This window comes from Thauera aminoaromatica S2, assembly GCF_000310185.1.
Taxonomy (GTDB): domain Bacteria; phylum Pseudomonadota; class Gammaproteobacteria; order Burkholderiales; family Rhodocyclaceae; genus Thauera; species Thauera aminoaromatica.
On record NZ_AMXD01000113.1, the window covers coordinates 1 to 12,271 of the forward strand.

Genomic DNA, 12,271 nt, shown 5'->3' on the forward strand with positions numbered 1-12,271 from the left:
ATGGATCGTGGATGCCCTTCGAATGGATCGCCGCGCTGCGCTTCCTGCAGGAGGGACGCATGCAGTCGCTGCTGATCATCGTCGGCGTCGGCGTCGGCGTGGCGGTGATCGTGTTCATGTCGGCGCTGCTGTCCGGTCTGCAGGCCAACCTGGTGCGCCGCACGCTCAGTTCGCAGGCGCACATCGTGCTGCTGCCGGCCGAGGAGGTGGCGCGCCCGCAGGCCTCGAGCGGGCACGACGCGATCCGCCTGCAGAAGCAGGCGCAGCGGCTGCGCTCGATCGACCAGTGGCAACTGCTGCGCGACCGCCTCGAGGCCTGGCCCGAGATCGCCGCGGTGTCGCCGGCCGCCTCCGGCCCGGCGTTCGCGGTGCGTGGCGACGCCAGCAAGGCGGTGACCCTGCTCGGCATCGAACCCGCGCGCTACCAGCAGGTCATCGACCTCGGCGGACGCATCACCGCCGGCGAGCTGCGCGTCGGCGCCGGCGAGGCGGTGATCGGCATCGAGCTGGCCAAGGACCTCGGCGCCGACGTCGGCGACAAGCTGCGCATCCGCGGCGCGCAGGGCGAGGCCGAGACGCTGACCGTGACCGGGCTGTTCGATCTCGGCAACAAGGGCGTCAATGCACGCAACGTCTATGTCGGCCTGCGCACCGGTCAGACCCTGCTCGACCTGGTCGGCGGCGTCTCCAACATCGACCTCGCCCTCCACGACCTCGACCTCGCGGAGGACGTGGCGCAGCGCATCGCCGCCGAGTCCGGCCTGATCGCCGACAGCTGGATCCGCACCAACGCGCAGTTCGTCACCGCGCTCACCTCGCAGCGGGTGTCGAGCAACGTGATCCGCTTCTTCATCGCGCTCTCGGTGTCCTTCGGCATCGCCAGCGTGCTGGTGGTGTCGGTGGTCCAGCGCAGCAAGGAGATCGGCATCCTGCGCGCGATGGGCGCCACGCAGGCGCAGATGCGGCGCATCTTCCTGCTGCAGGGCGGCATCGTGGGTTTCCTCGGATCCTTCCTGGGCTCGGCGCTGGCGTGGGCCTTCCTGATGCTGTGGCGGATGCTCGCGCGCAACCCGGACGGCACGCCGCTGTTCGACATCGGCGTCGAGCCCGCGCTGGTGGCGATCGCCGCGGGCGGCGCCAGCGTGGTCGGCATCCTCGCGGCGCTGCTGCCGGCACGGCGTGCGGCAGGGCTCGACCCGGTGGTGGCGATCCGTGGCTGACGCGGTCCTGAAACTCGAAGGCCTGCGCAAGGCCTACGCCGGCGCCGACACGGAGTACGAAGTCCTGCACGGCATCGACCTGCGCCTCGGGCGCGGCGAGTTCGCTGCCCTGATCGGCCCCTCCGGCTCGGGCAAGAGCACGCTGCTCAATCTGATCGGCCTGCTCGACCGCCCCAGCAGCGGCCGCCTCGTCATCGATGGCGAGGAGACCGCGACGCTCGACGACACCGCCCTCACCCGCCTGCGCGGCGAACGCATCGGCTTCGTGTTCCAGCACCACCACCTGATCCCCGCCTTCACCGCCGAGGAGAACGTCGCCATGCCGCTGCTGATCGCGCGCGGGCGGCCGGACGCGGCGATGTTCGCGCGCGCCGGCGAGCTGCTCGACCGCGTCGGCCTGGCCCGGCAGCGGCGCCAGCTCGCCAACCGGCTCTCCGGCGGCCAGCAGCAGCGCGTCGCCATCGCCCGTGCGCTGGCGATGTCGCCCGCGCTGGTGCTCGCCGACGAACCCACCGGCAACCTCGACACGCACTCGGCGGACGAGGTCTTCGCGCTGCTGCGCGAGGTCAATCGGCAACTCGGCACGAGCTTCCTGATCGTCACCCACGACCCCCGCCTCGCCCGCCGCTGCGACCGCATCATCGAACTCGTGGACGGGGTCGTCGTCTCCGACCGGCCCAACAACGCCGCGTCGCCGGACTCTGGCCCGGTCGACGGCTCATGAGGCCGCGAGCGCGACGAAGCTCATCCGACCGTGTAGCCGCCATCCACGACGATTTCCTGGCCGTAGATGTTCCTGGCGCTGTCCGACGCGAGGAACACCGAGAGCTCGGCGATATCCTCCGGCTGACCGAATGCGCCAGGCATGAGCCGGGACGTGATCTTCTCCGCGACGGCCCCCAGGATCTCGGGCGGCAGCCCGACCGTGCCCCACAGCGGCGTCCCGATCGGGCCGGGGGCGATCGAGTTGACCCGGATGCCCAGGGGGGCGAGCTCGGCCGCCAGGGTCTGGGACAGGGACTTCAACGCAGCCTTGCTGGCGCTGTAGATGGCCAGCCCGGGAAAGCCGACCTGGGTCAGGAAGGTCGTGATGAACTGGATCGAGCCCCCCTTGCGGATGTGGGGAACGAAGAGACGCGCGGTTTCCGCCGCACCGAAGAGATTGACCGAGAACTGCGTATGGAAGGCTTCGGCGGTGCTGTCCGCGAAAGACACGACGCGCGCGATGCCGGCATTGGGCACGACGACATCCACACCGCCATGGACGCGGACGGCTTCATCGACCAGGCGCTGCAGGTCCTCGGCCCTGGTCACGTCACCCGCCACGGCCCGGACTTGCCCGGGCCACGCGGTCTCGAGTGCCTTCAAGGCGTCGAGATTGCGCGCGAACGCCACCACCCGGGCGCCTTCCTGCGCATAGCTTTCGACGATCGATTTGCCGATCCCGCTGCTGGCGCCCGTGACGACGGCCACCTTGCCTTCAAGCTTTCTCACCATGTCTCGCTCCTGAAATACGATGGGGTCAGGTCTTCCATTTGCTCATCCATCTCCAGACAGCTCATCAGGCCCCCTTTGCGTCGCGCTCACGCTCTTCGCCCACAAGACGGGAGCAGGCGCGCATTTCGAATGCGCGCCCCTGATGAACACCCTTGGCCCACTGAATCCTTTCATCTCCTTGCCCGGCGCTCCGTTCTGCTCACGCCGATCAGCGCCATGCCAAGTCCGAGCAGGATGAGCGATGTCGGCTCCGGCACGACGAACGCCGTCGAGGTTCCAGTCTTGCCCAGTCCAATGATATCCGTATTGGCGATATCCCAATTTTCGGCACCGAGCCTCGTGAAGTCGCCCGCCGTTCGCATATCGTTGGCGCTGACGCAAGAGACGCCCGGGTCGCCGCATCGTTGGTTGTTGGGGTTGAGCGTGAAGAAATCCGAATCGAGCGCGGCGCTCCAATAGCCCATCACACCGGTATCGACACTCAGATAACTCGAGAAGTTCTGCGTCCCTGCCGGAGAGATCATCGTATTGACCTGGCTATTGACATCGGCACCAGAGGTGAAGTCGAAACGCGCAAGAAAATAGCAGCCGGCATTATTGTTCGCTGCGCAGCTCACCCCCTGATAGGCGCCCTCGGCGTTGCCGCTCCGACTGCCCCCCTGGCCACGCCTGGCGAGATCGGCGGCACTGAACGGCGAGCTGATGTTCTGATTGTTGTTGTCCCACCAATAGAAGTCGAGCACCCCACCCTGGGTCGTATCCGGCGCAGTCCCCGGGTTATTGAGGATGCCGTAGTAGATGGCAAGTATCTGATTGCCCCCATTCTGACCACTGGTGAATATCGTGGCGCCGGGTCCGCTTATCTGTGAACCAGATGGAGACTGAACCGTACCAACCGACAGCCGGGTAATTTCCATCACGCCCCAGATGCCTTCAACGATACCGCCCCGTCCCGGATTCGCAGCGTTATTGATATCGTTCGACTTGCTGAATTGCTCCTGGATGCGAAACTCAAAGAATGCCGGTCCCGCAGGCAAGGCGATTGGCGCGGCCAATGCGTTGGCACACATCACCGACAACCCTGCAGCGAGGGTTGAAAGACTGAATTTTTTCATCATAGTCTCCCCTGCGTCACATCGACGCGCTTGATGTGGGGGACATTCGGATCACTGCCGGATTGCAGCAGCTCGATTGGCTGCCTGTGGATGGATCCGTCGATCCTCCGCGCCTTGCCAGCCTGACCCACCCCGCCGGCTTGATCCTTCACTCTAGACGGTGGCAAGTGACAGGCAAGGGAAATGATGCGGCCGCGCGGAACCGAGCCCGCCGTCATCCTCTTGCAGACGCTGAAACCGGCGTGCCGACGCTACTTGCTCGCCAAGGCCGCAAGCGCCGCGCGCACACTTTCCAATGCCCCCGGAAAGTCGAACACCTCGATCTGGCGTCGAACCTCTTCAAAGTCCATCAGCAAGGTCTCGCGCAGGGCCTGCCGATTTTCCGCAAGGAAGCTGATCGCCGTCGTGTCGTCCCCGGCCAGCAAGGCCTCGAGTCGCACCAGCACGCTGGTGTCCACCCGTCTTGCAGGCATCTCCTGCACCATTACCCGATTGGCCCGCACCAGAGCATCCTGTAGCGCGGCAATCAGCCTGGGCAGACGTTCGGTCAGCGGCACCAGCGCCGCCTGCACCTCCGCACGGTCGCCGCGCTTGAGCACGTCCTCGAGATCGCCGGCGAGTCGATGGACGATCGTGGCGCCGACCGTGCCGGCCGCGCCCTTCAGCGCGTGAGCCAGGCGCTTCGCGCCAGCAAGATCGTCTTGCTGGATCTGTTCGGCGAGTTTGCGTGCATCGTCGCCATGGTATTCGGCGAAGAGCCCCAGGATAAGCGGGTAATCCAGCCACGAACCGCCCAAGGTGCGCAGGCCACTTTCCAGATCCAGATCGCCAATCGCCGACAGCCGCGTGCGCAGCTCGGCATCGGCGGCCTCCGCAGGCGCTGCGGCAAGCGGAGCCAGGTCGGCCTGCGGCGCCATCACGCCAGCACCTGCAACGCTGCACGGGTGATCGCCTTCATCAAGTGCGAAGTCCGACTCGGCGGACGCCGACGGCGGCAATTTCCCGGTTCGCCCCGGCAGCCACTTGTGCAGGGTGGCATAGAGCCGCTCCGGCTCCACCGGCTTGGCGATGAAATCGTTCATGCCGGCCTCCACGCAGGTGCGGCGATCGTCATCGAAGGCATTGGCGGTCATTGCCAGAATCGGCTTGTCGCGCCAGCCCGGCAGGGCGCGGATGGCGCGGGTCGCGTCCAGGCCATCCATCACCGGCATCTGCATGTCCATCAGGATCAGCGCGTAGTCGGCGGCCTTGACCCGCTCCAGGGCCTCGGCGCCGTCCTCGGCCGTCTCCACCGTCAAACCGACGGCATGCAGCAGCTCCAATGCCACCAGCCGGTTGATGGGGTTGTCTTCCACCAGCAACACCCGCGTGCCCGCCTGCTCATGGCGCAGCGCCCGCTCGGCATCGGCGCGCCGCGCCGTTGGCGCGGGCATGATGCCGTGGCCGCGCTGCAACAGCACCGTAAACCAGAAGGTGCTGCCCTCGCCCGGGATGCTATCCATCCCCGCCTCGCCGCCCATCATCTGCGCCAGGTTGCGCGTCAGCGCCAGACCGAGACCGGTGCCGCCGTATTTGCGCGTGGTGCCGACTTCGGCCTGCTGGAACACGTGGAACAGGCGCTGCCCCTGCGCCGGCGTCACGCCAATCCCCGTGTCCTCGACTTCAAAGCGCACCTGCAAGCCCTCCGCGCCATCCTTCAGCAGCTTGGCACGCAGGACGATGCTGCCCCTTTCGGTAAACTTGACCGCATTGCCAGCCAGGTTGAACAGACATTGGCGCAGGCGCATCGGGTCGCCACGCAACCACGTCGGCACGGCGTCGCCGTCGAGCTCGATGTGCAAGCCCTTGGATTGGGCGGACGGGCGAATCAACGAGGCGACGTGGTCGAGCACCGCCGAGAGGTGAAAATCTTCCAGCGCCAGATCGAGTTTGCCGGCCTCGATCTTGGAGAGGTCGAGGATGTCGTTGATCAGGCCGAGCAGATGCCGGCCCGATGCCTCGATCTGCTCCAGCCGCCCGTCCTGCTGCGGAGTGACACCATCCTTTCGCAGCAGATGAGTCAGTCCGATGATGGCGTTCATCGGCGTGCGGATCTCGTGGCTCATGTTGGCCAGGAAGGCGCTCTTGGCCTGACTGGCGGCCTCGGCCTGCTGTCGCGCTTGCGCCAGTTCGGCGGTGCGCTGCGTCACCAGGTCTTCGAGGTGGTGGCGGTGGCGATCCAGTTCCTCGCCGAGGCGCTTCTTCTCGGTGATGTCCTCCTTCACCGCGACGTAATGGCTGATACGGCCATCCGGCTGCCGTAGCGGTGCGATATGGGCGAACTCGACATAGTACTCGCCGCTGGCCTTGCGGTTGACCAGTTCGCCCTTCCACGTCTGCTCGGCCGTGAGCGCCGCCCAGATCGCGTCGTAGGTCGCGCGCGGCGTCCTGCCGGATTGCAGAATGCGCGGGTTCCTGCCGATGACCTGCTCGCGCGTGTAGCCTGTGGTGGCCAGAAACGCGGCATTGACGTATTCGATCTCGGCCGAGAGGTTCGTGATGACAATGCTCTCCGGGCTCTGCTCCACCGCCAGCGCCAGCTGGCGCAGCGAAGTTTCCGCGCGGCGCTGGTCCTGCAGCACGCTCAGCAGTGCCTGGCGTCCACGTTCCAGTTCCCGCGCGTGTTGCGCCACGGAGGCCTCGGCCCGCTTGCGCTCGGTGATGTCGGTATGGGTGCCGAGCATCCTGAGGGGCTTTCCGGCATCGTCGAATGCGACGATCTTGCCGAGCGAAAGAATCCACTTCCAGTCCCCGTCGCGCGTTTTCTGACGGAATTCCACCCGATACTGCGCAGTTCTTCCCGCCACGTAGTCCGCGTAGGCGCGTGCCGTGATCTCCCTGTCGTCCGGATGAATGCGCTCGATCCAGGCTGCATTGGTTTCGACAAAGGTTTCGGGGGCATACCCCAGCATCGCGGCGTACTCCGCGTTGACGAGTGCCTCGCCGGACTGGACGTTCAGGTCATACAGGCCGAGGTTCGTGGCCTGCAAGGCGAGCCGCAGTCTTTCTTCGCTTTCGGCGAGTGCCGATTCCGCCCGCTTCTGGCCGGAAACGTCGATGCAGTATTCCACGCACCTGTTCTCGTCGAGCGCGCTGCCGGCAAACACGAACCATTGCCGCGAGCCATCCTTGCGCAAGTATTCCTTCTCGTACGGGCCGACGCGGCCGTTCGCCCGGAACGACTCCATCTCCGCGATGCTCGTCTCGATGTATTCCGGCGGCGTGAACGTTTGCCAGGTCAACTGGTGCGCGTCCACCTCCTGCCGGCTGTAACCCATGATCTTCAGAAAGGTGTCGTTGGCATCGATCAGGGTGCCGGAGGTCACGTCCCAGAACATCACGCCCACGTTCTGGACATCCAGAGCCTTCCTCAACCGGTTTTCGCTTTCGCGCAGCACGGCGGCCGCCTGCTGTGCGCTCACCAGCCGCTGCTGGCGCCACAGCAGAGCGACCCCGAGGCTGGCCAGCAGCATCAGCAGAACGCTCAGCAGCCCGGTGGTCCAGGCCTGCCGACGCACCGGCGCATGGATCTCGTCCTCATCCACCTTGGCGACCATGAACCAGGGCGTGTTCATGACCCTGCGAACGACGGCGAGCACGGGGGTGCCGCGATAGTCCACGCCTTCGACCACGCCCTGCACCCCTTGCACCGCCATCGCCGCCGGAAGGAGCGGGTTTGTCGCGATCGGCAGCCGCAGCCTGAGCGCCGAATCGGCGCGGTGGCGCAGGTCGTTCAGAGAAACCAGCTCGTCGCCTTCGCGCCGGATGAGAATGGTTTCCGCGCTGGCGCTGGGGGTGGGCCAGCGCTGGATCAGGGGGTACAGAAAGCGGCGCGGGTCGATGACGACCAACAGCATGCCGATTGCCGGCTCCCCCGCCTGGGATGACAAGCCGACCGGCGCGGCGAAGATCATCTGGATGGACTGGTCGGGCAGGCGATGCAGGTCGCTGAAGGAGACCTCGCGCGCCAACCGATTGCGCCGAACATGCTCGCGGCCATGCGCAAGGTTCGCGGCATCGCCGCAATACGTTTCCGGAACCGCCAGGCACCGCTCGCCGGCCGCATCGAACAAGGCCACCGCGCGGTAACCGTGACGCTGCTGGATTCCGCTCATCCATGCCTGCACACTCTCGAGGGCCTGGGCGTCGTCCGGCCTCTGCAGGTAGCGGGCCGCCTGCGGCACATCCTGCATGGCCTCGGCATCGGCGTACCGTTCCGTCATCCATTGGGCGATCTGCTCGACCTTCGTGTCTGCGATCTGGCTGAGCGTTTCCGCGGCAAAGTGGCGGGCCTCGGCCTGCTGGTTGTGGTAATGCCAGCGGCCGCCGGCGCCGATCAGCGCCACCGACAGCGCCAGCACGAGCAGCAGCCGCGCGCCGAAAGAGCGGCCCATCGGGCTTGCGGGGGGAGTCGGGCTCGAGGTCGGGGTGCTCATTCGGCGATCCCGCCCTCTTGCGGAAGATCTGCCAGATCCTCGGCATAGCGCCGCGGTTCATCCAGCCGCTGGCGCAGGGCGTCAGCCTCGCGCTTGAGTTCGAGGATGCGCCCCTCGCGGCCCAGCATCACCTCGTACCACTGCTGCAGTTCGGCGAGCTTTTGCCGAAGTTCGGCTTGCTGGCGCTTCTTGCTGACGATGCGCCAGATGGATTCACCGAGCAGACGAACCGTTTCCACGTCGGCGCCCGAATAAGGCTCGGGCTTGTTGCCGACCCCGGTGAGCATGCGCACCCGCCCGTCTTCGATCACCGGCACGCTGATCAGCCGCTCCAGGCCCGCATCGCCTTGCGGCAATCCATGCTTGTCCGGCGCATTGGCGTAGTCGTTGAAAACCACGGGCGCACGAAGACGCAGGGCATCCGCCCAGACGCCGGCCTGGCTGACCGGGCAATGCTTGTCGCGGGTGGCCCGGCAATCCTGTTCCAGCGTGGCACGCGGCCAGGTGACCCGCTCGATGGTCTCCTGGTCGTCGTCGACGAGATGGATGACGGCGATCCGGCTACCGGTCAGTTCCTCGGCGAGTTCCTGCCCACGCTGCATGAACGCGGCTTCGTCGAGCGCCTCGGCGGCCTCTGGCAGGTTCAGCAGGGCCTGGTCACGGCGGGCTGCGAGCGCAAGCGCAAGCTCGCCCCTCTTGCGCTCGGTGACGTCCGTCAAGGTGCCGCGAACCGTCATGCCGCTCCCGTCCGGACCGCGCTCGACCACCTGACCGACCACACTCAGCCAATGGATGCTCTGGTCGGGGTGGATGACACGAAAATCGAACGCATAGTGGTCGGGGCCGCCGGGCGCCAACGACTGCCGGATCGTCTCGCGCGCGCGTGGGCGGTCGTCGGGGTGGATTACGTCGAGGAAGGTGCCGAACTCCCAGTCGTCCTGCCAGGGCAGTCCGTAGAGGGAGTCGTGGTTCTTCGAGCGCGACATGCGGTCGGTCGGCACGCGATAGTCCCAAACGGCTACCTGGGCCAGCTCGGTGGACAGACGCAGGCGTTCCTCGCTCTCGCGCAAGCGCTCCTCCGCCTGCCGACGCGCCGTGATGTCGTGCGCCAGCACCAGTTCGCACTCCCGTCTGTCGAACTCCAGCACGTGCGAGGTGATCTCGACTTCGATCACACTGCCGTCTTTCTTCAAGTGCCGCCAGACGCCCGCCTGATCGAGGCCCCCTGCGGGCAACTCGCCCAGATTCTCGTAAAGGCGCGGCAGATCCTCGGGCGGGCGAATGTCCTTGATCGTCATGGAGAGGAATTCGTCCCGCGAATAGCCGTAGTGGCTGACTGCCGCATCGTTCACGGCCAGGAAGCGCAGTGTCGCGAGCTCAAAGACCCACATGGGGTTCGGGTTCGCATGAAAGAGATGGCGGTAGAGGGCGTCGCTCTCGCGCAATTCCGCCTCGGCGCGCTTGATCCGGCGAATGGCCAGGACAAGGACCAGGGTCAGCACCGCGGCGACCGACAATCCTGCCAGCAACGCGATAACGGCACGATGGCGCGCTTCGGCCTCTGCCGTGCGCGCCGCCACCAACTCTTCCAGCCGCTGCTGGTAGTGCCACATCCCCTCTTCGAGACTGCGTCCGGGGGTGATGTCATGAATCATCGACAGCAGCAGAGGACGTCCATCGAATTCGAAGGGATGGGAATACACCTCGACGGTACGGAGCTCGCCACTCGCCAGTCGATGGCGGAAGATGAAGTAGTTGCGGTTTTCCTTTTCGGCAAGGGCGCGCTCGGCCGCCAACAGCTCCGCGCTGAAGGAGTTGATCTGCGCGATGGTCATGGACCGCAGCGCATCGCGTCCGTAACCATAGAAGTCCGCCGCGGCCGGGTTGGCATCGACGATCTGCCCGGAGGCCGGGTCGATCAGCAGCATCACGACGCCGTGATCGTCGAACACCTGGCGGAAATCGGGCACCTGTGCGAACAAGGTGGAGGGAATCAGCGCCAGCCACAGCGCGGCGAGGATGTGACGCAGGGAGATGGGCGGCGCGCTCGCGGCGCGCGGCCACGACGCCGGCCGCCCGGCGCGCCGATATTCCATGGCGGAGGCTGCGGCGATGTCGGCTGTGCTCGGCGTCATCATGGCACTCAAGCGGCGGTGTCGCTGTAGCGCTCGGCGATGCGGACGAATTCGGCGTAGTTCGTCAGGAAGGCATCGACCACGTCCGGGTCGAAATGCCGGCCCCGGCCGGCCAGGATGACTTCCCGCGCCTCCTCGTAGGACATGGCTGGCTTGTACACGCGCACCGAAATCAGTGCGTCGAAGACATCGGCCAGCGCCATGAGGCGAGCCGAGAGCGGAATGGCCTCTGCCGCGAGTCCGTCGGGGTAACCGCTGCCATCCCATTTTTCGTGATGCCAGTGGGCGATCTCCTTGGCCAGGACAAGGAAATCGACCGTCGTCTCGATGTCGGCCTCGGCGCGATCGATGGCTTCGGCGCCGATCTCTGCGTGTGTCTTCATGACCGCCCATTCCTCGGGCGTGAGCGGGCCGGGCTTCTGCAGGATGGCGTCGGGGATGCCCACCTTGCCGATATCGTGCAGCGGCGCCGACTTGGTCAGGAGATCGATGTAGCGCGATGTGAGCACATCGCTGAAGCGCGGGTGCCGCTGCAGCGCCGTGGCGAGCTGGTGGACATAGCCCTGAGTGCGCAGGATGTGGTTGCCCGTCTCGGGGTCGCGCGTTTCGGCGAGATGGGCCAAGGCGCGAATGCTGACCAGTTGGGTGAGTTCGTTCTCGCGCATGCGCCGAGCGACCTCCGCATCGAGCAGGGCATTCTGGTCGCGCAAGAAGTCGCGGCCCCGCTTGGCTTCGAGCTGGGTGCGCACACGGGCCAGCAGCACGCCGGGGCGAATCGGCTTGGTGAGATAGTCGGCGGCACCTCGGGCCAGCCCGCTCTCCTCGTTGAGGTCGTCATCGAGTGCAGTGACGAAGAGCACCGGGATGTCGCTCGTCGCGGGATCGGCACGGAGCCGGGCCAGGACTTCGTAGCCATCCATCTCCGGCATCATCACGTCGAGCAGGATCAGATCCGGCTTCAGCGGCGGCCGCACCGCCGCGAGGCAGCGGCGGCCGGAATTGACCGCACGCACGCGGTAGTAGGGCTGCAACAGGTGCGTCAGCACCGCCAGATTGGCCGGCTCGTCATCCACGATCAGAAGGGTGTGTTCAAGCACGGGAGCTCCAGCACGAAAACCACGGCTGCAGTTTACGAGTATTTGCGGCGCGCGTTTGCGGGATTTCTCCGCTCCGCAAGCACCGCCCGACAGGCAGATCCTCGAGCAGACCAGCGGCATGAACGATGGCGTCCATCTCACCCGCACCCGCCAGCTCATGATTTTCGCGAGCCCGTGTTCGCGATTCGCCGCTGGTCTGCGCCGTGTCCGCCGGAGAACAATGCGTCGTGGGGGCAGCACGGTGCCGCCCCGTCTCACAAGGAAAGCGCCATGAACTGGGAAACCCCCGCCTACTGCGAAATCCGTCTCGGCTTCGAAGTCACGGCTTACGTATACGTACGTTGAGCGTATGCAGCGCGCGGCCGCGGCGGAGACGGATCGCCGCCGCCGCGGCCGCCCCGACGACCATGGACGCCCTCCCCCTGCCCGCCGACGCCCGCCCGCGGCTGTCGCCCCACTACGTCTTCCGCTGGGAAGAGAGCCAGTCGGCTTTCATCCTGCTCTACCCGGAAGGCCTGATCAAACTCAACGCCTCGGCCGGCGCGGTCCTCGCACGCTGCGACGGTGCGCGCACGCTCGCGACGATCATCGCCGAACTGCAGGCGAGCTTTCCCGCGCAGGGCGCGGAGATCGCCGACGGCGTGCGCGCCTTCGTGGATCTCGCCTGCGACAAGGGCTGGCTGCGCGCCGCCTGATGGACGCCGCCCCGGCGCCCTCGCGCGGCGCGCCGCC

At 66.4% G+C, this 12,271-nt stretch carries 9 protein-coding genes; 4 read left to right on the plus strand and 5 right to left on the minus strand.

Annotated features, from left to right (window positions below):
* Positions 1-1,220: ABC transporter permease (locus C665_RS14840; RefSeq protein WP_004319053.1), on the plus strand; the 1,220-nt coding region annotated here is incomplete at its 5' end.
* Positions 1,213-1,944 carry an ABC transporter ATP-binding protein gene (locus C665_RS14845; RefSeq protein WP_004319054.1) on the plus strand — a complete coding sequence of 244 codons (732 nt, stop codon included), beginning with the start codon at positions 1,213-1,215 and terminating at the stop codon, positions 1,942-1,944. The genes C665_RS14840 and C665_RS14845, both read left to right, overlap by 8 nt.
* 20 nt (positions 1,945-1,964) lie before the next feature.
* Here the strand turns inward: C665_RS14845 and C665_RS14850 are convergent, their stop codons facing one another.
* The 5 genes from C665_RS14850 to C665_RS14870 form a co-directional block, all read right to left on the minus strand.
* A complete protein-coding gene (locus tag C665_RS14850) occupies positions 1,965-2,717 on the minus strand; it encodes an SDR family NAD(P)-dependent oxidoreductase (RefSeq protein ID WP_004319055.1) in 753 nt (250 codons plus the stop codon).
* Between the two features lie 170 nt (positions 2,718-2,887).
* The gene (locus C665_RS14855; protein WP_245537180.1) at positions 2,888-3,832 is read right to left on the minus strand and encodes a PEP-CTERM sorting domain-containing protein; all 945 of its coding nucleotides are present in this window, start codon (positions 3,830-3,832) and stop codon (positions 2,888-2,890) included.
* A 251-nt stretch (positions 3,833-4,083) separates the two neighbouring features.
* The gene (locus tag C665_RS14860; protein ID WP_040829389.1) at positions 4,084-8,307 is read right to left on the minus strand and encodes a PAS domain S-box protein; all 4,224 of its coding nucleotides are present in this window, start codon (positions 8,305-8,307) and stop codon (positions 4,084-4,086) included.
* The gene (locus tag C665_RS14865; protein WP_245537181.1) at positions 8,304-10,445 is read right to left on the minus strand and encodes a PAS domain S-box protein; all 2,142 of its coding nucleotides are present in this window, start codon (positions 10,443-10,445) and stop codon (positions 8,304-8,306) included. Before C665_RS14865 ends, C665_RS14860 begins: the two co-directional genes overlap by 4 nt.
* Positions 10,446-10,450: 5 nt before the next feature.
* On the minus strand, positions 10,451-11,539 hold the full coding sequence (locus C665_RS14870; protein ID WP_004319061.1) for a response regulator: 1,089 nt from the start codon (positions 11,537-11,539) through the stop codon (positions 10,451-10,453).
* A gap of 270 nt (positions 11,540-11,809) precedes the next feature.
* Here C665_RS14870 and pqqA point away from each other — a divergent pair, with 270 nt between their 5' ends.
* Positions 11,810-11,884 (plus strand): pyrroloquinoline quinone precursor peptide PqqA, encoded by a 75-nt coding sequence (pqqA, locus tag C665_RS21400; RefSeq protein WP_144312226.1) that lies wholly within the window; start codon positions 11,810-11,812, stop codon positions 11,882-11,884.
* 62 nt (positions 11,885-11,946) lie between these two features.
* The gene (gene pqqD / locus C665_RS14875; RefSeq protein WP_004319064.1) at positions 11,947-12,234 is read left to right on the plus strand and encodes a pyrroloquinoline quinone biosynthesis peptide chaperone PqqD; all 288 of its coding nucleotides are present in this window, start codon (positions 11,947-11,949) and stop codon (positions 12,232-12,234) included.
* The last annotated feature ends 37 nt before the right edge of the window (positions 12,235-12,271 follow it).